Raw genomic sequence first — 25,697 nt, forward strand, 5'->3', positions numbered from 1 at the left:
GTTCGTCTCAACCGGATTCGGTTCGCTGTGCGTACCGGGCACGCGACCCGGCCAGAAACAGGAAAGCGCCGCGACATGGCTTTATGTCGCGGCGCCCCCTCATGGAACGGCACTCAGTCCGTCCGTGGCATCTCAGCCCTGAGTGATGGGCAGTGCGACGAAGCGGCTGCCTTCCTGTGCTTCGATCTGGAACAGAGCCTTGCTGCGCCCGTCCTTCTTGGCGTTGTTGATCACCTTGAGAACGTCGTCTGCCGATTTCACTTCCTGATTGTTGACGGAGACGATCTTCTCGCCTTCCTTCAGGCCGCGATCGCCGGCGTCCGAATCCGGATCGACGGAGGCGATCGTGACGCCCTTGCCGTCCTCCGACGGGGTCACCGTCAGGCCGAGGTCGGCCAGCGCCTCCTCGCCTGCCTGCCCTTCGTCGGGCTGCGCTTCACCGGTCGCCGGTGCGGGTTCCTTGGCATCGCTCGGCAGCGTGCCGATCTCGAGGTTGACCGTTTCGGATTTGCCGCTGCGCCACAGGGTAACCTCTGCAGTGGAGCCGGGGCGCAGGGCCGCAACGCGACGTGCGAGGTCCCGCGGATCCTTGACCGGCTCGCCGTTGAGTGCCGTCACGACGTCGCCGTTCTTGATCCCGGCCTTTTCACCCGGCGAGCCCGCCTGAGGCTCGACGACGAGGGCGCCGTTCGCTTCGGAAAGGCCGAGCGACTCGGCGATATCCTTCGTCACCGGCTGGATCTGGACACCAAGCCAGCCGCGCGACACCGTGCCGTCCTTGATGAGGGAGTCCACGACATCCTTCGCGACCGAGGCGGGGATTGCAAAGGCGATACCGACATTGCCGCCGGAGGGCGAAAAGATGGCCGTGTTGATACCGACCACCTCGCCGGAAAGATTGAAGGTCGGACCACCGGAATTGCCGCGGTTCACCGCTGCGTCGACCTGCAGATAATCGTCATAGGGACCGGAGCCGATATCGCGGCCCCGAGCGGAGATGATGCCGGCAGTGACCGTGCCGCCGAGGCCGAAGGGATTGCCGACAGCGACCACCCAGTCGCCGACGCGCACCTTCTCGTCGTCCGCGAAGCTGACATAGGTGAACTTGCGCTTGTCATCGACCTTGAGCACGGCAAGGTCGGTCCGGCTGTCCTTGCCGACGAGCTTGGCGTCGAGCTCGGTTCCGTCGTTCATGATAACGGTGAAGGCCGAGCCGTCGGAGACGACGTGGTTGTTGGTGACGAGGTAACCGTCTTCGGTGATGAAGAAGCCGGAGCCTTGCGCCCGCGGACGGAGACGACCTTCGCCACGCGGACCGCGGCGGTCGCGCCAACGATCGGCACGGTCATTTTCACGCGGAGCGAATTCGCGGAAGAAACGCCGCAGCGGATGGTCTTCCGGCAGGTCCTCGAACCCGCGGCCGCCGAAATCGAAGGTGAAGTTGCTTTCATCGTCGCTGACGCGTTCACGTGCCTGCACGCGGACGGAGACGACCGCCGGCGAAACGGCGTCGACCACATTGGCGAAACTCGGCACAGCCGGGGCCTGCACCCTCACGGCTTCGGCGAAGGACTGCGCGACTTCGGCCGGCAGGCCGGTCGTCAGCAGCACGGCTGCGAGACCGGCTACCGTCGTGGTCTTCAGCACAGTCTTCAAGGAGGGACGTGGAGCTTTGATCGTAGACATTCGTTTTGCCTTCTCTCTTTCATGAAGCCCGCCTGCAAGGCAGGCTGCTTCGAAACCTTTTCCCCGAGTCGGATCCAACGGCCTCACCGTCGGAAACCCGCTCGTCTGGCTGTGACTGGAGGAAACAGCCTGTGCCGTCAGATGTAACGGACGGGACCTTACTGAGTTCTGTCCGGCAGATGAATTTTTGGTAATGTTGCGGTGGAGCTGCAAGGCGCGGACGGATGCGCCCAAATCGCGCCGGCGCCTCCTGCTTGAGATCAGGGCCGCAGGAGCCTGTCCAGCCTTTCCTTTTCCTCGTCGGAAAGCGGTGCGCCCGGAACTCTTGCGCCGCGGCGTCTTGCGGCCACGACGAGGGTGATGATGCCGGCCACGAGCAGAATGGCAGGCATGCCCCACAGCACGAGCGTCTTGGCCTCGAGGCGAGGGTTCAGGAGCACGAATTCGCCGTAGCGTGAGACGACGTAGGAAATCACGGCTTCGTCGGAATCGCCGTTCTTCAGGCGCTCGCGTACGAGCAGCCGCAGATCCTTGGCGAGTTCAGCGTTCGAATCGTCGATCGACTGGTTCTGGCAGACCATGCAGCGGAGCTGGGCGGAGATCGCCCGGGCACGCGCTTCGAGCGCCGGATCCGCAAGCACCTCGTCAGGATTGACGGCGAAGCCCGGGGCAACGGACGCCAGCAAAAGGAAGAGGGCGATCAGCAGCCGGATCATTTGGCAGCTCCCAGAGCGGGATAAGGAAAAGTGTGCACGGTTTTCCGCCCGCATCCCGCTCTAACCTTTAGAATCGATCACGTTGATGATTTTTGGTCGATCCGACCTGAAATCATCGTGATCCAGGGCGAGGGCCTTTCTGGCACGCGCCGGCGCGCCGACGCGAAGGCGCCGGTCGCTGAGCGAAACGACGCCGCCGGCCATCATCACGAGCGCGCCGCCCCAGATGCATAGGATCAGCGGTTTCCACCAGATGCGGACGACGATGCCGCCGTCCGCCATGTCGTCGCCCAAGGATACATAGAGCTGGCTCAGGCCGAAGGTCCGGATTCCGGCCTCGGTCGTCGGCATGCGCCGCGCCGAATAGAGCCGTTTCGACGACCAGATCTCGGTAACCTCGACGCCGCCTCGACTGACGGTGAAATGGCCGGCATCCTCGGTATAGTTCGGCCCGCGCCCTTCACGCATGCCGTCGAAACGCAGGCTGTAACGCCCGACATCGACCACCGCCCCCGGTTTCATCTCGACGACCGTTTCCGTTTCGAAAGCCGTGACCGTGACGATCCCGATCAGGGTGATTCCGAGCCCGATATGGGCGAGCGCCGTGCCGAAAGCCGAACGCGGCAGGCCCGAAAGCCGTCTCCAGGCGACGCCCGCCGCCACCTTGCCGAGCCCGGAGCGCAGAACCAGATCGGTGAGCGCTCCCAGAATCAGGTAGACGCCGAGGCCGAGGCCGAAAGGAGCCAGGACCGGGCCACCGTTTACCGCGTAATAACAGATCGCCGCGGCGAGCAGGCCGAGCGCGGCAGCCGCAAACAGACGCTGCGCCGCACCGGCAAGGTCGCCGCGCTTCCAGGCAAGCAGCGGGCCGAAGGGAACGACGGCGATGAGCGGCAGCATCAGCAGGCCGAACGTCATGTTGAAGAACGGCGCGCCGACCGAAATTTTGTCGCCGGTCAGCGCTTCGAGTACCAGCGGATACAGCGTGCCGGTCAGCACCGTCGCCGTGGCCGTCGTCAGGATCAGGTTGTTCACGACGAGCGCACCCTCACGCGAAACCGGTGCGAATATTCCCCCGGCCTTGAGATGGGAGGCACGGAAGGCAAAGAGCGAGAACGCACCGCCGATGAAGACGACCAGGATGGCGAGAATGAAGACGCCGCGGGTCGGGTCGGTGGCGAAGGCATGGACGGATGTCAGCACGCCGGAGCGCACCAGGAACGTGCCGAGCAGCGACAGCGAGAAGGTCATGATCGCCAGCAGCACGGTCCATATCTTTAGCGCTTCGCGCTTTTCCATGACCAGGGCCGAGTGCAGAAGTGCCGTTCCGGCGAGCCAAGGCATGAAGGAGGCGTTTTCGACCGGGTCCCAGAACCACCAGCCGCCCCAGCCCAGCTCGTAATAGGCCCAATAGGAGCCCATGGCGATGCCGGCGGTAAGAAAAGTCCAGGCGGCAAGTGTCCACGGCCGCACCCAACGCGCCCAGGCCGCATCGATCCGCCCCTCGATGAGCGCGGCGACCGCGAAGGAGAAGCATACGGAAAAGCCGACATAGCCGAGATAGAGCAAGGGCGGGTGGATCGCGAGCCCGATATCCTGCAGCACGGGGTTGAGGTCCCTGCCCTCGCCCGGTGCCGGCACGAGCCGCGCGAAGGGATTGGAGGTCAGCAGGACGAAGAACGCGAAGGCGGTCGCGATCCAGGCCTGCACCGCAAGGACGTTCGCCTTCAACGTCTCCGGCAGGTTGCGGCCGAAGAGCGCCACCATCGCGGAAAAGAAGACAAGAATGAGCAGCCAGAGAAGCATCGAGCCTTCATGGTTTCCCCAGACCCCGGTGATCTTGTAGATCAGCGGTTTGAGGGAATGCGAGTTCTCCCAGACGTTCTTGACCGAGAAATCCGATGTCACATAGGCGAATGTCAGCACGGCGAAGGAGAAAGCGACGAGCAGGAAGCAGACGAGCGCCGCGTTTGCTGCCAGTCCCATCAAGGAAGGGTCGCCGCGCCGCACCCCCAGGACGGGCAGGACGCCCTGGATGATCGCGGTCGCGAGCGCCAAAACCAGTGCATAGTGCCCGAGTTCGATGATCATCGGATGTTTTCCTCCCCGCCGAGCGTGACGCCCTGCGCTTTGAGGCGGTCGGCGACATCCTTCGGCATGTATGTCTCATCATGCTTTGCGAGGACGGTGTCCGCAACGAAAACCGGGCTGCCGCCGACGAAGGCACCCTCGGCCACCACGCCCTGGCCCTCTCGGAAGAGGTCGGGCAGGATGCCGGTATAGGTCACCGGAACGGTCGCAAGCGTATCCGTCACCGTGAAGGTGATGGTCCTGCCCTCGCCGCGCTTGACGGAGCCCGCCTCGACAAGTCCGCCGAGGCGGATACGCGTCCCCGGCGCGACGTCGGCCTTCGCAAGATCGCCCGGAACATAGAAATAGGCGACCGCCTGGCTGAAGGCGAACATGACGAGCAGCACCGCGGCCGTCAGAAATGCCACGCCGCCGCCGATTATCGCCAACCTTTTCTGCTTGCGTGTCATTCAGCCTCTCCGCCGGCGTCGATCCCCAGTTCCCGGGCCAAGGCCAGCAACTGCTTCCCCTGCTCGCCCGTTGCCGGGAAGGCCCTCAGTCCGTCATGCAACGCATCTTTCGCCCTGTCTCTTTGGTCCAGCACCACATAGGAACGGACCAGGCGCATCCAGCCCTCCAGGTTGGCCGGGTCCTCCTTCAGGCGGCTTGCCAGGCTGTCGACCATGCCGCGGATCATCGCCTGCCGGTCGCCGGCATTCATTTCCTTTGCGGCGGCAATATCGCCGGGAGCTGGATCTCCGGGCGCGGCAGGGCCTGGGCCGGCCGGGGCGGCGGCGAGCTCCGCGATATGCTGGTTCACCAGAGACAGCCAGGGCGCATCGGCCGGTGAGCTCTCTGCAAGCTTGCGGAATGCTGCGAGCGCCTCTGCGTGCTTGCCCTCCTGCTTTAGGCCGAGCGCGAGGTAGAATGCGGAGCGTGGATCGTCGGGGTCGAGGGCCAGCGCCTTTTGCAGAGCGTTCTGCGCCTCGGCTGTAACCAGACCGCCGGCCTGCGCCACCAGAGCCTCGGCGTAGCCGCCCATTCTTGCCGGGGTTGGCCCGAGCAGGCGGATCGCGCGGTCGTAGGCGGCGACGGCATCGTCCAGGCGGCCATGGCGCATGTAGATCGGCGCGAGCAGATCCCAACCGGCGCCGTCTTGAGGATTGAGGGCCAGGTGGTTTTCGGCCTTCGCGATCAGGATGTTGACGTCGTCGCCGGGGTCGGCAAGGCGGGCCGCGAGCGGCTGCGCCGGCACGCCGGGGCTCCCGGTCGTCAAATAGAGACAAAGGCCGACAGCCGGAAGACAGAGGAAAATGAAAGCCTGCGCCAGGCGGTTGGATAGAAGCCGCTTCGGCGTGCGCTCCGCCACAGCCTGATCCGCGGCACTGGCTGAAAGCATGCGGCGGGCGATCTCGGCCCTGGCCAGCTCGGCTTCCTCGCTTCCGATCAGACCGGCCTCCCGGTCCCGCGCCAGCTCACCGAGCTGATCGCGATAGACTTCGATGTCGTGACTATGGCGAGACGGTAACGGCTCTGCCGCCCGCATGAGCGGCAGAAGAAGCACGGCTGCGACAGCCGCCGTCAGAATGGCGACGAGGATCCAGAACAACATGTTTGGGGAATACTATGAGGGCCATGTCATTCCAACTCGAAAACCGGCAATGACGTATATTTGAGGCGTTTCGCCGCAAGAAGTGCCGCCGCGCGCGAGGAATCCGCTCGCCCAAAGCAAACCGGCCGCGATTCAACACCTTACACGGTTCGCGATATGCGAGGGCGGTGCCGCTCAGGTGAGCGGCGTCCAGCTTCCATCGCTGTTGCGGCAGGCCGCGCCGCGTGCCGTGGTCTGTTGGCTTTTGACGGTAACCGTATGGCTGTATTGACGGCAATTCTGCGACCCGACCTGATAGGGTGCGGCAGCGACGACGGAGCCGCTGACGCCCCGCCCTTGCCAGGCGACGGGCTGCCCGCCCGGCGCGGCCTCGAGGGCGCGATACTCGGCCTCGAGCGCCCGCTGCCGGTCCGACTTGCCGAGATCGACGCCGCCAAGGCGCGAAACGACGCCACCCTGCAGGGCTTCGATATAGGTCGCGGACGATGCAACGCGGGTGGAAGCTGCTCCGAGTCCGGCAACCGCCCCGCCTTGGCCGGACGAGGTCGTGCCACAGCCGGCGAGGGCTACACCCGAAGCCACCACCGCGATCCTACCGCGTGAAGCGAAGGCTCGCGTCATTTCTGCGTAATTCCTCATGATACGCGCTACTCATTCCTCTTGTCGGTCGCCAGTCGAGTTCTTTTTGCACCACCTGAGGGTCGAGGCAACCGCCTGCCGTCAGCGCCGGCATTTTCAGGTCCGGGTGTGACCGCCGGATCACGATCGTCCCGCATCGGTCCTATCCGGTTGGCGCTTAGACTGCGGCCGGCAGTACGAGCGTGGCCCGCAATCCTCCAACATCGCGACGGCTGAGCTCCACACTTCCCTGATATTCACCCACGATCTCGCTTACGATCGAAAGACCGAGCCCGGTTCCGGGCTTGCTCTCGTCGAGCCGCTTGCCGCGCTTCATCGCCACCGCGATCTGATCGGGGTCGAGCCCCGGTCCGTCGTCGTCGATCTGGAGCACGATCCACTGGCGGCCCGGCTCCCTTTCGCGCGCATCTTCAGGGGCCGGCTCGACATTCAGCGAGATCCGATCATGCGCGTAACGGGCGGCGTTTTCCAGCAAGTTGCCGACCGTTTCCTCGACGTCCTGCTGTTCCATCGCCAGCACCAGTCCGGGCGGATTGATCGAGAGGCTGAATTGCTTGTCGGGATTGAGGCGCCGCATCACCCGCATGATTCTTTCCAGTGCCGGCTGGGCTTCGGTCCGCGCCAGAACCGACCCGCGCTGGGCGGCGATCCTGGCGCGGCTGAGATAGGATTGCACCTGTGTCTGCATGGCGTCCGCCTGGGCCCTGACCAGCTCGCCGTGCGGCACCTCCAGCACTCTCGCCTCGTTGAGCAGCACGGCGATCGGCGTCTTGAGCGAATGGGCCAGATTGCCGACCTGCATGCGCGCGCGTTCGACGATGCGCCGATTGCTGTCGATCAGCGCGTTCACCTCGTTGGCAAGCGGCTGGATCTCCCGCGGGAAAGCGCCATCCAGCCGCTCGCTCTCCCCCGTGCGGATCTTTTCAAGCGAGCGGCGTACCTGGTCGAGCGGCTTCAGGCCGAACAGGATCGTGAGCGCGTTCACGCCAAGGCCGCCAAGGCCGAAAATGGACAGGGCGATCGTGAGGTTGCGCGTGAAGCGGTCGATATCCGCCTCGAGCACATCGCGGTTGCCGGCGACGCGGAAGCGGGCGGCGTGGCCCTGAATGTCGAGAACGACCTCGGTCTCTGCCACCTCGACCTCGTTTCCGAACGGATCCGTGGTGGTGTAGAACCGCTCGTAGCGGATGTCGAAGGGGACCTCGTCGACGCTGACGATCGGCAGTTTCGCCGTGCCGAGCGACGTCGATATCAGCGGCGGCGTGTCGAATTCGCCGATCGGCTCGACGATCCAGTACCAGCCCGTCTGAGGCTGGGAAAAGCGCAGGTCGCCGAGCTGCGGGCTCCCGGAGAGCGCGGCCTTCTCGTCGACGGAGATGGAGTTGATGACGTTGTAGAGCTGCGCGCGCAGCAGATCCTGAAAGCCGCGCTCGGACCCCTGCCGGTAAAGGGCTGAGATGACAACCCCGATAACCACGAGGGCAACGACGGCCCAGACGGTCGAAACCGACAGAACGCGCGCCGTGAGCGATCTAATGGCCATTGCCGGGTGCTTGCATGCGATATCCGAGGCCGCGCACCGTTTCGATCAGATCGTTGCCGATCTTCTTACGGAGCCGGCCGATGAAAACCTCGATCGTGTTGGAATCGCGATCGAAGTCCTGATCATACATGTGTTCGACCAACTCGGTGCGGGAAACCACCTGTCCCATATGGTGCATGAGGTAGGAAAGCAGACGGAACTCGTGCGATGTGAGCTTCAGCGCGACGCCAGCGACGGTCGCCTTGGAGCCCTTGGTGTCGAGACGGACGGGGCCGCAGACGATCTCGGAGCTTGCGTGCCCGGCGGCCCGCCGGATCAACGCACGGATGCGGGCCAGCACCTCCTCGACGTGGAAAGGCTTCGCCACATAATCGTCGGCGCCGGCATCGATGCCTGCGACCTTGTCGCTCCATCGATCGCGGGCCGTCAGGATCAGCACCGGCATGGTCTTGCCGTCTGCGCGCCATTTCTCGAGAACGGTGATGCCGTCCATCTCCGGAAGACCTATATCGAGAATTACCGCATCATAGGGCTCCGCATCGCCTAGATAGTGGCCCTCTTCGCCGTCATAAGCCTGGTCGACGACATAACCGGCCTCCTTCAGAGCGTCAGCCAGCTGCCTGTTCAGATTGGTATCGTCCTCGACGATCAGAATGCGCATTCTCGTCCACTTCCCTTGCCTTCGGGTACCCCGAAAGAGCTTACATAGGCACTTTCACCGTGACTTTCTTGGGGCGCCCTCCATTGCCCGGGATGAGCACCGTCACCACGCACTGCCCATCGCCGGTCGGCTGGGCAGAAAGCAGCTCGCCACCCGTCTGGGCGACCACCTGCGCGGCGGCCGCGCTGCAATCGCCAGCCACGCGGACGACAACCGCAGGCATGTTGACGGCAGGCGGAGAAAAGCCTGCGAGGCCTGCGGCGAGCGCGGCTATGGTCAATGCTGAAGACATGAACGCACTTTCGACTGGGAAGCACTATGCCGGAATCATTAACCGATACAGGCTGAATGGCAAATGAATGTCGGCCTTGAGGATACGCGCACCCGCGTCCGGCGGTTGCTTGACCTCTGGCCGAGGAAAACGACCACAGATTGCAGAGGTCGGGCGAACCGGTCTTTCGGGCAGCTCGGTGCGGGCATCGATGATGACACCGGCATCTTTCTGTGGATCGGCTGGAAAATTAATCGATTTAAATTTTTTTTAATCGTTTAAATGCTTTAAACCGCTGATTTACAAAGTCTTTATCCTGTGGAATCGTCCGCCCAGTCCAACATTCTCGCCCAAAGGAGAGCCGGATGAAGACACTCGCCAACAAGCCGCCGGTATCACCGCAATCCAGAATTCCGCAATCGCTGCTCGAGCGGTTCGAGAACGAGTGGCGCGAAATGCGCACGGTCGGCGAGGCTGCACAGAAGACCGTTCCTCCCGCGGAGTGAGATGCGCTGACGCGGCCTCGGAGCGTGGGATTTTTGCCAATCGGCAATTCCGTGCTACTCTCCTGGCATGCTGACCGAAGAAATCGAAAAGCTGGCCCTGAGCCTTCCGGGAACCCAGGAAAATGCCCATTTCGGTGCACGGGATTTCCGTGTGGGCAAGCGGATTTTCATGACCCTGCCGGAAGCCGGTCGCGCCGTTTTCAAGTTCACGCCCGACCAGCAGCGAATGCTTCTGGAAATGGAGCCCGGCGTCTGCGCCGCCGTTCCCGGCGGCTGGGGCGCACGCGGCTGGACATCATTCTATTTCGTCGGTGCCGACGACGAACTCGTTCGCCAGTCCATGGAAACCGCATGGCGCAATGTCGCGCCGAGAAGCCTCGTCGCCAAGAACGGCCGTCACTGACGGCGACGGTGCCGCGCATTTCATGGATACGCAAAGTCGCTGCAGCACTCTGCGCCGTGCCCTAATCGGCCGGCTCCCTGCCGACCTCTAGCGGCCAGGTCACGAGATAATCTTCATAATCTTCGATATCGATGCCGTCCTCGGCGACGGTGCGTCCGCGCACGGATATGCCGGCCGCATGCACGGTCTCCGGATCGCCGGAGACGAGCGGGTGCCACCAGTAGAGATCCCTGCCCTCGGCGACCAGACGGTAACCGCAGGTCGGCGGCAGCCAGCTGATCTCGCGCACTGCCTTCGGCGTCAACTGAATGCAGTCCGGCACCGTTGCCTGGCGATTGTCATAGTCCTTGCAACGACAGCTTTCTCCATCCAGCAGCGTGCAGCGGATCGAAGTCCAGGCGATCTCGGAACTGTCCCAATCCTCGAGCTTGTTGAGACAACAGAGCCCGCAACCATCGCAGAGGCTCTCCCACTCCGCCCCGGTCATCTCCTCGAGACCTTTCGTCTTCCAGAAAGGCATTTCGCCCATAAAGTCACACTTTCATAAAATCCGAGCCAACATGGAAACTTCGCAGAAAATTGCCGGTTTTTTAAGGCGGGTTGCGCGATATGCAAGTAGATTGGATTGCCGCCCCGTGCAAATATCGTCATGAGGCAGAACCTTCGGGACATGAAAGCCGTGCAGGAACCGAGGAAAGAGGACAACCGGCCGAAAAGGCGACACATCTTTCTTCGGATCGATTCCTGGATCGATTCGACCGTATGGAGCGCAGGATTCCGGCTCGGGGAGTGGTGGGAGGACACCACCATCTTTTTCCGCCGGTTTCGCGTGCGCGGCTGGAAAAGAGCGTTCTTCGAAGTGCTCGGCGAGGGAATGACGCTTGGCGCGGCGGGCTCGGTGCTGATGTTGGCGCTCGCCCTTCCCGCCTTCGAGGAAACCAAGGGCAACTGGCGGGCGCAAAGCGATTTCGCAGTCACCTTTCTTGACCGCTACGGTAACGAGATCGGCCACCGGGGCATCATCCACGAGGATTCCGTCCCGATCGACGAGCTGCCGGATCACCTCATAAAAGCGGTCCTCGCCACGGAAGACAGGCGCTTCTTCGACCATTGGGGCATAGATTTTCTCGGGCTCGCACGCGCCATGACCGAGAACGCTCGCGCCGGCGGGGTCGTTCAAGGCGGCTCGACACTCACGCAGCAGCTGGCCAAGAACCTGTTCCTCTCGAACGAGAGGACGATCGAGCGCAAGATCAAGGAAGCCTTTCTCGCCGTCTGGCTCGAATCCAACCTGTCGAAGAAGGAAATCCTCCGCCTCTATCTCGACCGCGCCTATATGGGCGGCGGCACCTTCGGCGCGGCAGCGGCGGCGCAATTCTATTTCGGCAAGGCGATTACCGACGTCAATCTTGCCGAGTCGGCGATGCTCGCCGGGCTCTTCAAGGCGCCGGCGCGCTATGCCCCCCATGTGAACCTGCCGGCGGCCCGTGCCCGCGCCAACGAGGTCCTGAGCAATCTCGTCCAGGGCGGGCTGATGACGGAGGGACAGGTGATCGCCGCCCGCCTCACCCCGGCCTCCGTGGTCGATCGTGCCCAGGTCAAGGCACCGGATTTCTTCCTCGACTGGGCCTTCGAAGAGGTCCAGCGCATTGCCGCTCCCTTCGCGCAGCATTCGCTGATCGTGCGCACGACGATCGACATGGGGCTGCAGCAAGCAGCCGAGGAAGCGGTCGAATCGGGCCTCAGGCAATATGGCGAGAGCTACAAGGTCAAGCAGGGCGCTCTCGTCATGGTCGAGCATGGCGGCGCGGTACGGGCGATGGTCGGCGGCCGCGACTACGGCGAAAGCCAGTTCAACCGCGCCACGCGCGCGCTGCGCCAGCCGGGCTCGTCCTTCAAGGTCTATACCTACGCCGCCGCGATGGAAAAGGGCATGACACCGGAAACCGTCGTCGTCGACGCGCCGATCACCTGGCGTGGCTGGTCGCCGCAGAACTACGGCCGCAAATATGCCGGCCGAGTGACGGTGATGAACGCGCTCGCCAGATCGATAAACACTATTCCGGTCCGCCTCGCCAAGGACAAGCTCGGTACAGAAATCATTGCCGAGACCGCCAAGAGAATGGGCATCGAGACCCCGGTTCGCACCGACAAGACCATGCCGCTCGGCACCTCCGAAGTGACCGTGCTCGATCAGGCGACGGCCTACGCGGTCTTTCCGGCGGGCGGGTTACAGTCGCGACGCCACGGCATCAGTCAGATTCTCAACTACGACGGCGACATTCTCTACGACTTCGGGCGCGACGCGCCGCCCCCACGCAGGGTGCTGAGCGAACAGGCAGTCTCGTCGATGAACCGCATCCTGACGCAGATCCCGGTCATCGGCACGGCGCGACGCGCAGCCCTCGACAACGGGATCGTCACCGGCGGCAAGACCGGAACGACACAGGCCTATCGCGACGCATGGTTCGTCGGCTTCACCGGCGACTACACCACGGCCGTCTGGTTCGGCAATGACGACTATACCTCCACCGACGAAATGACCGGCGGCTCTCTCCCGGCGATGACCTTCAAACGACTGATGGACTATGCCGAACAGGGGATCGAGCACCGCGCGATTCCGGGCATCGAAATCGCGCCCGCCAAACCGGCGAAGGAGCGATCCGCCGAAACTGCGAAGCCGGACGAGAACGCCCTGCCGCCGCTCGTGCGGCCGCGATCACTGTCCGCGGACGTAACCCGGCTGTTGAAAAGGATCGGCGACACATTCGAGAAAGCGCAACCGCTCAAGGCGCGCGAAAGGCCCGGCGGCAAGGTGGCCGTGCTCGAGCCGACGGATCGAGGCGTGAACATGCGGACCATGCCGGGCACGACAAACAATTGACTTTGCAGTCAGAAATCCGTTCTCTGGCGAACAAGCCGAGCGGCGCCCCCACGAGCGCCGACAGGGTAAACGACGCAACATTCGATAGAGCTGCCACTTGTTTCGAGTTCCCCTCCTTGTCGCTCTTGCCCTCATCGTCGCGTTCGGCGGCGGAATCGGGACGGCCGTGTGGGCGCTGAAGGCGACGGTCGGTTTCGGCTCGATCGCAATCGGTCCTTGGGTCGCTTTTCCCGAAGCGCAGACCGTCTCCGCCGATCCCTATGCCAAGGCGCACCGCGCCCGGGCCGGCGAATTGCTCTATGGCGGTGCCGAGGGACTGGCATTTACCGCGCTCACGGACGATACCGGTGCGCGCCTCTCGGCCGCCTGCTCCTATGACGTTTCAGGTATGACGCCGCCGGCGCGGTTCTGGACCCTTTATGCGGCGGCGGCGGACGGGACCGCGCTGATGCCGGGTGCGGAACTGCCCTCCGCAATCAATTCCTGGACCGTCCTGCGCGCCGAGGACAGCCGTTTCGTCATTCACGTTTCCCCCGCTGCCCAGCCCGACAACTGGCTCGCGATACGGCGGACGGGCAGCTTCGCGCTCGTGCTGACCCTTCTTGACACGCCAACGGCAGGTTCCTCCGGCCTGATCGACCTCGCAATGCCGAAGATCGTAAAGACCGGGTGCGGGCATGCGTAGCATCATCTTCGCCATTCTCGTCGGTCTCGTCGGAGCGGCGCTTCTTCATATCGTGATCATACTCGCCCTGCCCCAGTTCACCGGCCGCGATGCCTATACGCGCGTGCTCGGCCTGCTCGAAATGGACAGCTTCTTTCCGCTGACGGCCGAACCGGGACCGACAGGCCTGAACAACGCCGACCCCTTCCTGCGTACGGCCGTCTGCAGCTTCTCGGTGGCGGATGCTCCGGCCCGCTTCGTCGGGCGCGGCGACGTACCCTTCTGGTCGCTTGCGATCTTCGACAGCGGGTCGAACGAGGTCTTCAGCATGAACGACCAGACAGCCGTCAATGGCGATCTCGATCTCGTGGTCGCGACACCGATCCAGCTCGTCGAACTGCGCAAGTCGCCACCCGAAGCGCTGGCGCAATCGATCATGATCGAGATGAAGGACCAGGAAGGTTACGCGGTTCTTCGAGCCCTGGCACCTCTCGACAGCTTCGAGGACCTGGTCCGCACTTTCCTTGCGGAGTCGAGGTGCGAGCCCTTCCAGCGGTAGTGCGAAGGTAACGACAATTGGGGGAGACTGAAGTCGAGGTGGTCGAAGTTGCGCGGCGAACGACCGCACCGCCCGGACGGGCGCTGCCGGCGCTTTGCCCGCGAGTTTACTGCTTCTTGGCCTGGCGGCCAGCCGGGGCAGTCGGCTGCGGTCCGCGGCCGTCCAGCCTTTCGTAACGGATTCCTGTGAAGAACAACACCTTGGCGCCGCCCTTCCCGACAGGACGCCGTCGAGGGCGTTTGACGATCCGGTCCTGCATTCTGATTACGTCTGCCATGCTCGTCTCCATAGTCTCACGAGACGGATGAACTACCGTACAGATTTCACCCTGCCCGTTTTCGGGCTGACGCATTTTCCGGGTTTCCGGACAGACGCGCCCTTCTCACTCACTCCTTCTTCCGGTCACCCGGATGTCGTCCGTTTCGGCATAAGAGGCGAGGCGATAATAGCCGCCTTGTGCCGATTGAGCCACAGCCTGGTTAACCATTTGTTAATCCAGACCACGACGCATTAACCTCGCGCAATCCTCAATCTTGGGGGATTTGCAAATCCGGCAGTCCGTCCGTCAGCGCCTTGCAATCAAACCGAAAAGGAAAGCTACGCCGGCGACCGTCAGCAGCGTCGAAATGGGTTCTTCCCGAACGCGCTCCCGGACGCGCTGCGTCATCAGTTCCGCTTCCCCCTGCACGACCGCCTTGGCTCCGGTGCCGATGGCCGAGACGGTCTCCGTCAGCCGGGCGATCTCTGCCTTCAGTTCCTGGACCTGGGATTCCAATTCGGCCTGTGCGCCGGACGTCCGCGTTTCGGCACCCGTCTCTGCGCCGACTGCCGCCAGATTCTTCTCCGCCATCTCTCCGCTCCTTGCCATTCCGGGATCACCCTTTGCGCGATTTCAACGCGTCGAGGCCGGATTGGTTCCCATGGAGGGACGACGCAAGTTCAACGGCGGCAGGAAGGCCGGCGACGATCGCCGACCCTGGAGTGAAGCGACCGAATCGCAGCGCCTACTCTTCGCAGCGGAAATCGCCGGCATCGCATTCCACGATGGTTCTCTGACCGTCGTAAAGGCGCTCGCGACGCGACTGTTCCCGTTCAGCCCCCTCGATCCTGCGCCAGCGGTCATCGTCACTGCCGCGCTCCGGTTCCCATTCGCGCCGCTCTCTCTCCCGGTCATGCTCCCAGTCCCGACGTTCCCGCACCTGGCGGCGTTCCCATTCGGGCCGGTCGCGTTCACGCTCGCGATCCCAATCGCGGTCATGCCTCCAACGGTCGCGATCGCGATAGAAATCACGCCCGCGGTAGTTGCGATCCCAATAGCTGTCGAACTCGAAGACGACTGTCGGGATGCCGAGCGGACGATAGTATTCCGGCTCCACATAGACCCGACTGCTGCGATAGGCGGCCTGCACATACCGGCCTGCCACCCATCCCCGCCCGCCGTAGAAGGAAACGTCGCACCAGGGGCTTTCCGACAGGCAGCCGTGGATTTCCACCGATTCGCCGACCGGAATGACCGTTACAGCCGGATAATATGTACTCGGTCCCGAGCGCATATTGACATTGGCAGTCGCAAAACCTTCGGCCGCCGATGCGGCCACGGGCATGAGCAGCAGCGCACAGGCAGCCGCCCGCAGAAACATTTTCTTCACAAATCAACTCCCACATGAGAGGCCGCAGCCCGACTCGCTTCCGGCGTTTGCCGTCGATCGGATCAAATGGGAGCGCTTGTGGACTTTTTATGGCTAAGGAACGCGGCCTTCCGCTGCAGGGGCGGCTCGTCACCAGAATGACGCAAGCCTGAATAAAGCCCCAACGTCCATAGTTAATGCTGCGCTAACGATTTCGATCTAGTTTTAGACACGTGTGTCGTTCCGAACCATCGGAATGCCGTCATGCTTTGCGTTTTAGGATATGTCGTGACAAACCGGTTTCGTGAGTTGGAACGGCCGCAGACGGGGCGGTTGAAGGACGTCGTGCTGATGGCGACCGTCACCGGCTTCGAGAGCCTTCGGATTCCAAGCCGGTCCGACATGAAGCAGTTTGCCGAACTGTTCGAGCCGCTCTTCCTCGGCTCCAGCAACGAGGCCCGCCGGCAGGCGGCGGCGGCGCTATCCCAATGCCCCCACGTGCCGGAGCCGGTGGCCCTGCTGATCGGCAGCATGCCCATTTCGATCGCCGCCGCCTTCCTCGCCCGTGCGACAGCGATTTCGGACGGCGTGCTCATTTCCATCATTCGCCAACAGGGGCCGGGCCACGCGAACGCCATTGCCCGTCGGGAGAACCTTTCGCCTTCGGTGATCGACGTGCTCGTCGAACATCATCAGTCCGCTCCCCTCCCCGCACGGCTTCACGACGGCGCCAGTCGCCCGGTGGCGAGCGATCCGCAGACGGCTGCCGCAGCCGTCGATCGCGAAGAAAAGCTGCGCGCGGAAATCAAGGCGCTGGCGCGCGTCGGAACACAGGAGAAGAACGGCACACTGCCGATCCAACCCATCAGCGAGCTGCATTGCGCGCTGCTCGTCCGTTTTGCGCGCAATGGCGAAACGACGCGCTTCTCCACGGCCCTGGCAGACTCGCTCGGAGCAAGCCGCGCACTCACCGACCGTATATTGCTCGATGTTTCCGGCCAGCAACTCGCCGCGACGCTCGCAGCTCTCGCCTTCCCGGCGGACGAGGAAAGCCGCGTGCTCGAGGGGCTCTATCCCCACCTTTCCGAAAGAATCGGCGGCGGCAACCGCGCCGAAGCACTGATCCGAAGTCTCGACCGGCAGGCGAGCGGCGAACGGGTGGCGTCCTGGCTTCGCGCCGATGCAAATGGGGCGAAGCCCTCCCGGCATGAGAGCCTGCTTGCGGAAAATCGAGCCGCAGACCCGCGCCGGCACGAGGCGCAAACGGTTGCGCGTCAAAGCAAGGCCGTCGAACCAAAGCGGGGCTTCGGCCAGCACTAGATCACGATGATTTTAGCTAGGTCGGGTCGACCTAAAATCATGAACGTGATCGATTCTAATGGGATGCTGTGCTCGTCACAGGGATCCAGCCAGACCAGGTCCTTCGGCTGAAAGAACGCTTCCCGCGCCGCAGACGCGGCGCTGCCCTCATCTCTGTGACAAGCACAGAGATGAGGGCGAGGAGAAGCGCCATCATCCATCTCGCAGCAGCCGTCATAAACTCCAGATGAATCTCAACAGGCCTTAGACCAGATCGAACAGGTCGCTGCAGTCGTCGAGTTCCAACTCTACGATCCAGCAGTCCGGGTCGAAGCGGATTTCCGAGGAAAGCGCCCGTTCGACGGCTTCGGCTTCGACGCCCCGCAATCGCACCTCGAAGCGGCGCGACGTATCTCCGTCCTCATCGAAGAAATTCTGCGGCGCCGGCGCGTAAAGCGTCTCGTAGCCCGATCGTCCGCGCTGCCGGATGAAGATCGCGCCGGCGTCCTCCGCTCCCTTGCGCAGCACGGCCGCATACCCGCCGCGTCCAAAGGCGTTCCGCAAAAGCGAGGAGACGAAAATGTGGGACTTCAGGCGCATGCAAAGCTGATACACGCGCCACCGGCGAGATGCAAACGGAGCGACCGACCGCCAGTGGTGCGCAACTGCTCCTCTTGCTCTGGCCGTTAGAGCGCTCCGATTTCCTTAAGCTTCTTGAGAACCTTGGGGTTGGGCTCTCCGGTCTGAGGAAGACGATAGTGTTTTTCGAAGTGACGGATGGCTGCGCGCGTCTGATCGCCGGCAACGCCGTCTACGACGACATCCGCATAGGCGAGATTGCTCAGCCCCTTCTGGATGTTCATCACCATTTCGCTCGACACGGGAACCTCCGTGCGAGGGTCGAGCGCGTTGCCCTTCTCGGCGCTGCGGATGGCAGCGGCAACCGGATCCGCCTCGGCCGGAACAGTCTTCGGGTCGGAATAGGGCCGGTTGGCGGGCGTCGCAACGGCCGGCGGGGAGGCGCCGGCGTTGCGCAGTGCCCGAAGCAGATCGGCACTCGGCGCACCGGTCTCCATACGGCCGGCCTGCTTTTCGAAGCGGAGGATCGCCGCCGAGGTCTTCGGACCGCTTCGGCCGTCCGGCGCTCCTTCGTAGAAGCCGAGCCTTGCCAGTTCCTTCTGGATGTCCGCAACCAGCGTCGAGACCGTGCTACCGTGCGCATCTGCTTCTGGTACGTCCTGCGCCGGAAGCGACGCGTGCCGTTCGTTGGATCCGGCCGTTGCCGCATCGCCTGCTTTCGCGTCCCCCTCCCGCTCTATGACAAAGGTGGTAACATCGCGCTGCTCGACCGGCTCGCCTTTGGCGGCCGCAAGGCGCTCGGCCACTTCGGGACTGACGAGGGGCACGCGGGTACGCAGAAGCGGCGAGGGATGAGTACCGTTCTGGTACCACATGGCGTTTGCGGCGACGAAACTGAAGACGACGGCAAAGATCGCCGACCCGCCGGCGCTCACCGGATGACGCGAAATCAGGCGACCGGTGAGCACGAGGCCACGGCCGACGACAGCGAGTCCGCGCAAGGCAAGACCCGCTCCGCGCCGCGCCGCCCGCTTGCGCTCAGGCTGTTTTCGCTTGCGCGGCGCCATGTCCCCCTTCCCTGCCAATTTCTCCGGTGTGGAGAGCCTCGGACAGCGCCGGCACTCCGGCTTCCCTCTTTCCGTCTGCGTGCTGCTTCAATCGCGGCGGGAACTCCACTGTGACGGGCGCATCCGCGCACTGCCTTTCGGCCGCGCCGGAGGCGTCGCTGGGAATGGTTACGACGATCACGGTACCCTCCCCTTCGGCGCTGCGGATCGAAACGTCGCCGCCATGCAGTTCAGCAAGTCCCTTGACCAGCGACAGGCCGAGACCGGTACCCTCGTAGCGGCGGGTATAGTCATTCTGAATCTGGACGAAAGGTTGGCCGAGCATTTGCAGCTTGTCCGCGGCGATGCCGATTCCGGTGTCGCTGACCGTTAGCTTCAGCATGTTGCCTTCCAGCGCGGCATCCACCGTGACAAGCCCGCCGCGGTCGGTAAACTTGATGGCGTTGCCGATGAGATTGATGAGGATTTGCTGGAAGGCGCGCTGGTCTGCATTGATTTCGCCGACCGAACGGGTAACGCGGCTCGTCAGCCGCACGCCTTTTTCGCGCGCCTGGTGCGACAGCATGGCCTCGCAGGCGGCGATCGCCTCGGCGACACGGAACGGTTCGAGGAGAAGCTCGTAACGGCCCGCTTCGATCTTGCTCATATCGAGCATCGTGTTGACGACCGAGAGAAGATGCGTGCCGGACTGATGGATCAGCGACACGTATTCGCGTTGGCGATCGTTTTCGAGCTTTCCGAAATATTCGCCTGCAAGCACGTCCGAAAAGCCGAGGATGGCATTGAGCGGCGTGCGCAGTTCATGGCTGACGGCGGCAAGGAACCGCGTTTTGGCATCGTTGGCCGACTCGGCATGTGCTGCCTTGGCCGCCGCCTCTGCCTGCAAACGCGCCTCTTCGGAGACATCGCGAGACTGGGCGACAATCGCAAGGAGATTTCCTTCAGCGTCTCGAAGCGGCGTCATCTCGCAGTAGATATGTGCGAATTGAGGGCCATCCGCCGACGTCCGTTCGAGACGGATGTCCACGGCAGAACGCTCGCTGTCCAGGCGCAGCGAATCGATCGCTCTCAGGAAGGCGATGCGATCCGACACATGGATCTGCTCGATGAAGCCGCGCCCATGCGGATCGCGCATCAGTTTCAGATACTCACTCGCATCGCGCCCGTGGACAGACAGGACGTGGCCCCGGGTATCGTGGACGGTCACCAAACCCGCAAAGAGATCATAGGCCGCATTGAGATCGGGCAGTTCCGGTGCAGGCGCGAATTCCACCTCGCCGTCCGTCGGGAATTCTCGGCCGCCGGCAATGGCTGCAGCCGCGGCCAACAGGGACGCCGAGGCCCAAAGCGCCGCTCCCGCCGGCAGGGCGGCGGATACGGGCAATGCCAGCGTCAGCGCGAGAGGGACGATCGGCAGCGCGGTCAAGGATACGGCAGCGACGGCACGCAGGCGTCTGAAGTCGTGACGCGCAATAGCTGAGCCCAGGCCGCCGCGCGGCAGCCAAGGTGCGGCCGCTTCATCCACGAGGGATGTCCATCTGCCAGCCATGTCACGCAATAAATTCACGCCTTGCCCTGCCGAATTTGTCGTTCTTGCGAGGCATTTCCGGACCGTTCCGCGTCGTCGCGGACGACCGCCTCGTGATGACCCGAATCTCGCACCCCCGACTTAATGAAAGAATAAACGGCCGCTCTCCGGGGGCGCCCCGGGCGGCCGAAAATTCCCGATTTGAGGCAATCCGCGCGAGCATCGTCAGATGTGGTTAACGGTGCGTAAGCAGCGGATTTTCGTGGATTTTTCGGTTCGCGTTAACGATTTGGGCAGGCATCGCCACTACCCGGCGCCGGGAACGCGGGGCTTGAGGCCGAGACCCCCGCCACGAGCGTTAACGACGATCGCTAAAATGCAGGGAAAAGCGGCTGCACGAATATGCCAGTCATGAATTTCAATAAAATTTGAAGCAAATACCGTTGTTTCTGGAAAAGTGGCCTTGTGATTCCCGCGCTAGTTTCGAAGCGTAAACACCACGGCCGCAGCCGAAGGCAAAAGAGGATGGCGCAAGATGTGGTTTCTCGTTAAGGCGACGTTCTGGTTCTCGCTGGTGCTGGTGCTGCTGCCGTTTCTCGATCCGTCGAGCAGCGAGAAGCTCGAGCATGGCCCGAAGATGGAGATCGGCGGCACCTTCTCTGCCGCGAACGAAGCCATCCAATACATAAGCGCCATCTGCGTAGAGAAGCCGGACGTCTGCGAAAAGGGTGCGGAGACTTTCGTCGCCCTCGGACATCGCGCGCGCGAAGGCGCTCGGATCGCCTATGAGTTTCTCAACACCCAGTTCGCGGAAGGCGATGCCGCCGCTCCCGACGTCAAGGTCATGACCGGTACCGTCACACCGGCAGAAAGTGTCCCTTCGGCGGAGGCGACGGAGAAGGCCGAACCGGCCTTCAAGCGTATGCCGGTTCCGGAACACCGCCTCGATCCCGGTCCGGCTTCCGGGAAGTAACTCCTGCCGCGACGAAGGCAGACCGATCGTTCGGGCGTGGCAGCGCGGGGAAACGCGATTGCCTGTTCTCTTTGCGGCCCGCGTCTCCTATATGAAGGTGAGATAACGATGCGCCCGAAAGGCGGTTGAAGCAGTCGCCTTTCACGCGGACTGCGCTACGCAGCGGGCGCCGAAAGCCGGACATAGCATGACTTCACTTGACCAGATCATCGACGACTTTGCATTTCTCGACGAATGGGAAGATCGCTACCGCTATGTGATCGAACTTGGCAAAAACCTGCCCGAGATGCCGGAAGTCTCGAGGACGAGCGAGAATAAGGTTCAAGGCTGTGCCAGCCAGGTCTGGCTCGTGACCCATGCGACCGGCGATGCTGAAGACCCGCTCCTCACCTTCGAGGGAGAATCGGATGCGCATATCGTGCGCGGCCTCGTGGCGATCGTCCTCGCGATCTTCTCCGGTAAGCGTGCTTCGGAAATTACCAGAATCGACGCTCTCGACATCTTCGGCAAGATCGGCCTCATCGAACATCTTTCCTCGCAACGCGCGAACGGCCTGCGCTCGATGATCCGGCGTATCAAGAGCGAAGCCGAAGGGCGCCTGCCCGCCTGACTGGCAAAGAGTTAGAGCACTTCGAGGAAAGGTGCGTAACGGTTTTCCGTCCGGAAGTGCGTAGCCTCGAAGGGTTAGAGTGTGTCAGTGTTTCAATGAAATACTGAACGTCGAAAAAAAAGCCGGCCTGAACCGGCCGGCTTTTATGACACAACTCAGGTGTTCGCTTGCGCGTTCCCGACGGCCCAGTGGGGCCGCCCGGATCACTTGCCGCGACGCTTCCGACGCTGTCCGAGACCCATTTCCTTGGCGAGCCGCGAGCGCGCTTCCGCGTAGGCCGGTGCGACCATCGGATAATCCGCAGGCAAATCCCACTTGTCGCGGTATTCTTCCGGCGAAAGGTTGTGGTGCGTCATCAGATGCCGCTTCAACGACTTGAAGGTGCCGCCGCATTCGAGACATGTGATCTGGTCGTCCTGCACCGACTTTCGGACCGAAACCGCAGGCTTCGGCTTTTCCACCGGGACGACCACCGGCGCAGGAGCCGTGGTGTTGTTGAGAGCCGAATGCACGTCGGCTATGAGCGTCGGCAGCTCGGCAACCGGAACCACGTGGTTGCTTACATAGGCGGCAACGATCTCCGCCGTAAGCTCAACCAGGAGTTCATTGCTCGTACCGAGCGAAGTCTCTGTCATTTCTTTCTCCTATCGGAATCCAGCGACGAAACCTGAAACAGAGTTTCAGGGGGAGGATGTACAAAATGCCGTCGATTAGCGCTTGCCGCCTCGGAACCGACCGCTATCTCGCGATGGAGACTGCGGTTCTGCCGCGACATCAAGGCTCGAATTGCGAGAGGGAAGATCCGTCACCAAGGCGCCAAAGCGGCCGACACCTCAAAGCAACGGACAAGCATCACAACTCAGGCTGGAATTTCAGTTCAAAGTATTTTCCACAACGACACTTTGCATTTACTGCATTAACACTGATCCGCCAAAAGTCCAAACATAAATTTAACGGCATGCAGCAACTTTATTCCGAGTTGCTAAAATTGTCACGCTCGGCAAAATTGTCCTCAAATACAGAGTCAGAAATGCTGCCGGTCAATGCCGGCGCGCCTCTTCCTTATGGGGAAGCTGATCTATCACGGATCGTTTTGACATCCTGTAGCCCGCTTGATGCGCGGCTTTTGCCAATAAATGGGCCGAGATCGGTGCCGTCAGCACGAAGAAGACAAATCCCGCAAGTGCGCGCACGAAGACGGCGGCGTCCAGCGAATGCAGCCCGGCCGCAAAGAGCAGCAGACCCGAACCGACGGTACCGGCTTTCGAGGCCGCGTGCATGCGGGTGTAAAGGTCGGGGAAGCGGACGAGGCCAACCGCGGCAAGCAGCGAGAAGCAGGCGCCGACAACCATGATCAGCGCAACGACGTAGGCAATGATTTGTAGAGCCATCAACGCGCTCCCTTGCGTTTGCGGCGCCCGGCCTGGCTCGGGCGCGGCTTTGCCTGAGGGATCTCCGTTGTGCCTGGCGTCCTGCGCTCCGGCGAGAGGCCGCGCGCCAGGATGAAGCGGGCGAAAGCGACAGTTGCAAGAAAGCCGACGAGCCCGAGGGCGATCGCGATATCGATGTAGAGATAGAATCCGGTCCTTACGGCGATCACCGCGATCAGGCCGATCGCAATCGCCACCAGCATATCGAGGCCCAGCACCCGGTCCGGAAGCGTCGGCCCGCGAATGATGCGCAGCACCGTCAACAGCAGCGCGAGCGAGAGAAGCACGAGCGCCACGCCGGAGGCCGCGCTCAGGACTGCAGCGGGCGTCATCGTTCGAAGGCCTCCCGAATTCGACGTTCGAAGCCGCCGGCGATGTCTCGCCGTAGCGCTCCCGGATCGGCGCAATCGAGCGCATGGACGTAGAGGGTGTTGCGATCGTCGGAGACATCCACCGACAGCGTACCCGGCGTAAGTGTGATCAGATTGGCGAGCAGCGTTATCTCGAAGTCGCTCCTGAGCGCGAGCGGATAGGCAAAAATGCCGGGCTTCAGCGCCATGTTCGAGCGGAGAACCAGAACCGCGACCTTCGTTGCGGAAATGGCGAGCTCCTTGAAAAACAACGATGCGAGCAACAGGAGCCGCAACGGTCTCAGCGGGTAAGCCACGGGGCGCAGCTCACGCCGGATCAACCAGAGCGACAAGGCGCCGGCTGCGAAGCCCAGCAGGAGGTTCGCGGGCGTGAAGCTGGCGCTGATTGCCCCCCAGATGAGCGTAAAGACCAGGTTGGTCAGCAGGAATTTCATTGCGGACCTCCTGCGGGAAAGACTGAATTCAGGTAAGCGGACGGCTCTGCAAGACCGGCGGCGGCGCTCTGGATCATCGCGAGCAGCGGTTCGGGATAGAGGCCGAGCGCAAGCGCCAGAAGCGTAAGCGCTGCAAGCGGACCCAGGGCCGCCGCGGACAGGCGGGCGGGGCCGTCCGCCGCCTCGGGGATTGCGCTGTCTCGCCAATAGGCCAGGAGGAAAAGGCGGCCGGTGGCAATCATGGTGAAGAAGCCGACGAGAAGGAGCGCGGCGGCAAGCCACCAGGCGCCGATATCGATGGCCGCCTTCACCAGCATGACCTTCGGCCAGAAGCCGGAAAAGGGCGGCAGGCCCGAAACGGCGAAGCACAGCATCAAGGTCAGCGCCGCAAACCCCGCATGCTTGCGGTAAAGACCCGCGAGCGTTGCGATCGAGCTGTCTGCACCGAGGCGCATGGCGATCCCAGAGGCGAAATAAAGGCCCGTCATCACCAGCATCGAATGAAGCGCGTAGAAAATCGCGCCGCCAATGCCGCCCGGTCCGCCGATGGCTATGCCTGCGAGCATCGAGCCGATGCCCGAAACGACGAGGTATCCGAGAATGCGACGAAAATCCGTTTGCGCGAGCGCGCCGAGAACGCCGACCATCATCGTCAGCGCACCGACGAGCGCCAGGACGAAGCTCAATTCCTCCCTCTCGATCGGGAAGAGCATGACCGTCACCCGGATCAACGCATAAATACCGACCTTGGTGAGCAGGCCGGCAAAGAGCGCCGACACGACGACGCGAGGGGTATGATAGGAAGCAGGCAGCCAGAAGTTCAAAGGAAACGCGGCCGCCTTCATGCCGAAGGCAAGAACATAGAGTCCGACCAAAGTCATCAACGGCGCATTGACCCGCAGTTCGTCGGCCTTGCGCGCGATGTCGGCCATGTTGAGCGTGCCGAACACGGCGTAGAGGAAGCCGGTGGCGACGAGGAACAGCGTCGTTGCGACTAGGTTCAAAAAGCCGTACTTCACCGTCCCGTCGATCTGCCCGCGCTCGGAGCCGAGGACCAGTAGCCCGAAGGACGAAATCAGCAGGACCTCGAACCAGACATAGAGGTTGAAGATATCCCCCGTGAGGAAGGCTCCCGAAACGCCGGCCATCAGCAGCATCAGCAGCGGATAGAAACCATAGCGCCGGCCGCTGTCGTTGATATCGGCCAGCGAAAAGATGCCGGCGGCAAGAGCGACCAAGGCCGCCACCAGGGCAAAGAGCGCACCGGTCAGGTCGACCGTGAAGGCGATACCGAACGGCGGCAGCCAGCGACCCATCACCATGGTCGTCGGCCCATTTCTTGCGACGTGATCGAGCAGCGCCACGTCGATCAGCACCAGCACGGCCAGGCTCGCAAGCGCTATTGCGGGCTGGAGGCCGGCCCAGCGACGAAGCATCACGAGGAGCGCACCGACGGCCAGACACCAGGCGACGGGCAGAACGACGAGCCATTCGACGGCCGGCGCCGGGGCCAGCATCAGGGCTGCGGAAAGGTCGACGGGGACGGGGGTGGAAACGGCCATGG

The 25,697-nt window shown here is 62.9% G+C and carries 29 protein-coding genes; 8 read left to right on the plus strand and 21 right to left on the minus strand.

Annotated features, from left to right (window positions below; all coding sequences use genetic code 11):
* Window positions 1–132: 132 nt before the first annotated feature.
* The 9 genes from JOH52_RS00795 to feuN form a co-directional block, all read right to left on the minus strand.
* Window positions 133–1,686, minus strand: coding sequence for a Do family serine endopeptidase (locus JOH52_RS00795; protein ID WP_013844141.1), 1,554 nt, complete (start codon window positions 1,684–1,686; stop codon window positions 133–135).
* 260 nt (window positions 1,687–1,946) lie between these two features.
* Complete coding sequence (locus tag JOH52_RS00800; protein ID WP_010968990.1) at window positions 1,947–2,402, minus strand: cytochrome c-type biogenesis protein; 456 nt, start codon at window positions 2,400–2,402, stop codon at window positions 1,947–1,949.
* A gap of 60 nt (window positions 2,403–2,462) precedes the next feature.
* Window positions 2,463–4,493 (minus strand): heme lyase CcmF/NrfE family subunit, encoded by a 2,031-nt coding sequence (locus JOH52_RS00805; protein WP_010968989.1) that lies wholly within the window; start codon window positions 4,491–4,493, stop codon window positions 2,463–2,465.
* Entirely contained in the window at window positions 4,490–4,942 is a 453-nt protein-coding gene (gene ccmE / locus JOH52_RS00810; RefSeq protein ID WP_003527358.1) for a cytochrome c maturation protein CcmE, read from the minus strand. The genes JOH52_RS00805 and ccmE overlap by 4 nt, the downstream gene beginning before the upstream one ends.
* Window positions 4,939–6,084: a c-type cytochrome biogenesis protein CcmI gene (gene ccmI, locus JOH52_RS00815; protein ID WP_010968988.1), complete on the minus strand. Its 1,146-nt coding sequence runs from the start codon at window positions 6,082–6,084 to the stop codon at window positions 4,939–4,941. Before ccmI ends, ccmE begins: the two co-directional genes overlap by 4 nt.
* A 174-nt stretch (window positions 6,085–6,258) precedes the next feature.
* On the minus strand, window positions 6,259–6,705 hold the full coding sequence (locus JOH52_RS00820) for a hypothetical protein (protein WP_003527360.1): 447 nt from the start codon (window positions 6,703–6,705) through the stop codon (window positions 6,259–6,261).
* A gap of 175 nt (window positions 6,706–6,880) precedes the next feature.
* Complete coding sequence (gene feuQ, locus JOH52_RS00825) at window positions 6,881–8,266, minus strand: two-component system sensor histidine kinase FeuQ (RefSeq protein WP_003527362.1); 1,386 nt, start codon at window positions 8,264–8,266, stop codon at window positions 6,881–6,883.
* Entirely contained in the window at window positions 8,256–8,927 is a 672-nt protein-coding gene (gene feuP / locus JOH52_RS00830) for a two-component system response regulator FeuP (RefSeq protein ID WP_003527364.1), read from the minus strand. The genes feuQ and feuP overlap by 11 nt, the downstream gene beginning before the upstream one ends.
* A gap of 40 nt (window positions 8,928–8,967) precedes the next feature.
* Entirely contained in the window at window positions 8,968–9,219 is a 252-nt protein-coding gene (feuN, locus tag JOH52_RS00835; protein WP_003527365.1) for a two-component system FeuPQ modulator FeuN, read from the minus strand.
* Between the two features lie 344 nt (window positions 9,220–9,563).
* Here feuN and JOH52_RS00840 point away from each other — a divergent pair, with 344 nt between their 5' ends.
* Both JOH52_RS00840 and JOH52_RS00845 read left to right on the plus strand, forming a co-directional pair.
* Window positions 9,564–9,704, plus strand: a complete 141-nt coding sequence (locus JOH52_RS00840) for a hypothetical protein (RefSeq protein WP_003527368.1) — start codon at window positions 9,564–9,566, stop codon at window positions 9,702–9,704.
* A gap of 67 nt (window positions 9,705–9,771) precedes the next feature.
* The gene (locus tag JOH52_RS00845) at window positions 9,772–10,107 is read left to right on the plus strand and encodes an MmcQ/YjbR family DNA-binding protein (protein WP_003527369.1); all 336 of its coding nucleotides are present in this window, start codon (window positions 9,772–9,774) and stop codon (window positions 10,105–10,107) included.
* 61 nt (window positions 10,108–10,168) lie between these two features.
* Here JOH52_RS00845 and JOH52_RS00850 read toward each other — a convergent pair whose 3' ends face one another.
* Window positions 10,169–10,636 (minus strand): YcgN family cysteine cluster protein, encoded by a 468-nt coding sequence (locus JOH52_RS00850; protein WP_003527370.1) that lies wholly within the window; start codon window positions 10,634–10,636, stop codon window positions 10,169–10,171.
* Between the two features lie 120 nt (window positions 10,637–10,756).
* Between JOH52_RS00850 and JOH52_RS00855 the strand changes: the two genes are divergently transcribed.
* The 3 genes from JOH52_RS00855 (at window position 10,757) to JOH52_RS00865 (ending at window position 14,214) form a co-directional block, all read left to right on the plus strand.
* Window positions 10,757–12,991 (plus strand): transglycosylase domain-containing protein, encoded by a 2,235-nt coding sequence (locus JOH52_RS00855; protein WP_010968985.1) that lies wholly within the window; start codon window positions 10,757–10,759, stop codon window positions 12,989–12,991.
* A 97-nt stretch (window positions 12,992–13,088) separates the two neighbouring features.
* Window positions 13,089–13,676 (plus strand): DUF1214 domain-containing protein, encoded by a 588-nt coding sequence (locus tag JOH52_RS00860; RefSeq protein ID WP_003527372.1) that lies wholly within the window; start codon window positions 13,089–13,091, stop codon window positions 13,674–13,676.
* Entirely contained in the window at window positions 13,669–14,214 is a 546-nt protein-coding gene (locus JOH52_RS00865; RefSeq protein ID WP_003527373.1) for a DUF1254 domain-containing protein, read from the plus strand. The genes JOH52_RS00860 and JOH52_RS00865 overlap by 8 nt, the downstream gene beginning before the upstream one ends.
* A gap of 106 nt (window positions 14,215–14,320) precedes the next feature.
* On the opposite strand, the gene JOH52_RS00870 is transcribed toward JOH52_RS00865, so the two are convergent.
* The 3 genes from JOH52_RS00870 to JOH52_RS00880 all read right to left on the minus strand — a co-directional run bounded on the left by JOH52_RS00870 (window position 14,321) and on the right by JOH52_RS00880 (window position 15,863).
* Window positions 14,321–14,491 (minus strand): hypothetical protein, encoded by a 171-nt coding sequence (locus JOH52_RS00870; RefSeq protein ID WP_013844138.1) that lies wholly within the window; start codon window positions 14,489–14,491, stop codon window positions 14,321–14,323.
* Between the two features lie 288 nt (window positions 14,492–14,779).
* On the minus strand, window positions 14,780–15,064 hold the full coding sequence (locus JOH52_RS00875; protein WP_003527375.1) for a hypothetical protein: 285 nt from the start codon (window positions 15,062–15,064) through the stop codon (window positions 14,780–14,782).
* A 154-nt stretch (window positions 15,065–15,218) separates the two neighbouring features.
* Window positions 15,219–15,863 carry an SH3 domain-containing protein gene (locus JOH52_RS00880; RefSeq protein ID WP_013844136.1) on the minus strand — a complete coding sequence of 215 codons (645 nt, stop codon included), beginning with the start codon at window positions 15,861–15,863 and terminating at the stop codon, window positions 15,219–15,221.
* A gap of 243 nt (window positions 15,864–16,106) precedes the next feature.
* On the opposite strand from JOH52_RS00880, the gene JOH52_RS00885 reads away from it, so the two are divergent.
* On the plus strand, window positions 16,107–17,162 hold the full coding sequence (locus tag JOH52_RS00885; RefSeq protein ID WP_010968983.1) for a DUF2336 domain-containing protein: 1,056 nt from the start codon (window positions 16,107–16,109) through the stop codon (window positions 17,160–17,162).
* A 243-nt stretch (window positions 17,163–17,405) separates the two neighbouring features.
* On the opposite strand, the gene JOH52_RS00890 is transcribed toward JOH52_RS00885, so the two are convergent.
* The 3 genes from JOH52_RS00890 to JOH52_RS00900 all read right to left on the minus strand — a co-directional run bounded on the left by JOH52_RS00890 (window position 17,406) and on the right by JOH52_RS00900 (window position 20,336).
* The gene (locus JOH52_RS00890; RefSeq protein ID WP_014529117.1) at window positions 17,406–17,741 is read right to left on the minus strand and encodes a DUF1491 family protein; all 336 of its coding nucleotides are present in this window, start codon (window positions 17,739–17,741) and stop codon (window positions 17,406–17,408) included.
* Window positions 17,742–17,827: 86 nt separating this feature from the next.
* Window positions 17,828–18,787, minus strand: a complete 960-nt coding sequence (locus JOH52_RS00895) for a peptidoglycan-binding domain-containing protein (protein WP_013844135.1) — start codon at window positions 18,785–18,787, stop codon at window positions 17,828–17,830.
* The gene (locus JOH52_RS00900) at window positions 18,759–20,336 is read right to left on the minus strand and encodes a sensor histidine kinase (RefSeq protein WP_010968980.1); all 1,578 of its coding nucleotides are present in this window, start codon (window positions 20,334–20,336) and stop codon (window positions 18,759–18,761) included. Before JOH52_RS00900 ends, JOH52_RS00895 begins: the two co-directional genes overlap by 29 nt.
* Before the next feature lie 514 nt (window positions 20,337–20,850).
* Here JOH52_RS00900 and JOH52_RS00905 point away from each other — a divergent pair.
* Both JOH52_RS00905 and JOH52_RS00910 read left to right on the plus strand, forming a co-directional pair.
* On the plus strand, window positions 20,851–21,288 hold the full coding sequence (locus JOH52_RS00905) for a DUF5330 domain-containing protein (protein WP_003527381.1): 438 nt from the start codon (window positions 20,851–20,853) through the stop codon (window positions 21,286–21,288).
* 187 nt (window positions 21,289–21,475) lie between these two features.
* Window positions 21,476–21,898 carry a SufE family protein gene (locus JOH52_RS00910; protein ID WP_003527382.1) on the plus strand — a complete coding sequence of 141 codons (423 nt, stop codon included), beginning with the start codon at window positions 21,476–21,478 and terminating at the stop codon, window positions 21,896–21,898.
* 203 nt (window positions 21,899–22,101) lie between these two features.
* On the opposite strand, the gene mucR is transcribed toward JOH52_RS00910, so the two are convergent.
* The 5 genes from mucR to JOH52_RS00935 all read right to left on the minus strand — a co-directional run bounded on the left by mucR (window position 22,102) and on the right by JOH52_RS00935 (window position 25,695).
* Complete coding sequence (gene mucR, locus JOH52_RS00915) at window positions 22,102–22,533, minus strand: exopolysaccharide biosynthesis transcriptional regulator MucR (RefSeq protein WP_003527383.1); 432 nt, start codon at window positions 22,531–22,533, stop codon at window positions 22,102–22,104.
* 405 nt (window positions 22,534–22,938) lie between these two features.
* The gene (mnhG, locus tag JOH52_RS00920; protein WP_003527385.1) at window positions 22,939–23,289 is read right to left on the minus strand and encodes a monovalent cation/H(+) antiporter subunit G; all 351 of its coding nucleotides are present in this window, start codon (window positions 23,287–23,289) and stop codon (window positions 22,939–22,941) included.
* The gene (locus JOH52_RS00925) at window positions 23,289–23,660 is read right to left on the minus strand and encodes a cation:proton antiporter (RefSeq protein WP_010968979.1); all 372 of its coding nucleotides are present in this window, start codon (window positions 23,658–23,660) and stop codon (window positions 23,289–23,291) included. The genes mnhG and JOH52_RS00925 overlap by 1 nt, the downstream gene beginning before the upstream one ends.
* Window positions 23,657–24,133 carry a Na+/H+ antiporter subunit E gene (locus tag JOH52_RS00930; protein ID WP_010968978.1) on the minus strand — a complete coding sequence of 159 codons (477 nt, stop codon included), beginning with the start codon at window positions 24,131–24,133 and terminating at the stop codon, window positions 23,657–23,659. The genes JOH52_RS00925 and JOH52_RS00930 overlap by 4 nt, the downstream gene beginning before the upstream one ends.
* Window positions 24,130–25,695, minus strand: coding sequence for a Na+/H+ antiporter subunit D (locus JOH52_RS00935; protein ID WP_003527391.1), 1,566 nt, complete (start codon window positions 25,693–25,695; stop codon window positions 24,130–24,132). The genes JOH52_RS00930 and JOH52_RS00935 overlap by 4 nt, the downstream gene beginning before the upstream one ends.
* Window positions 25,696–25,697: the final 2 nt, after the last annotated feature.

The organism is Sinorhizobium meliloti (genome assembly GCF_017876815.1).
Lineage (GTDB): Bacteria > Pseudomonadota > Alphaproteobacteria > Rhizobiales > Rhizobiaceae > Sinorhizobium > Sinorhizobium meliloti.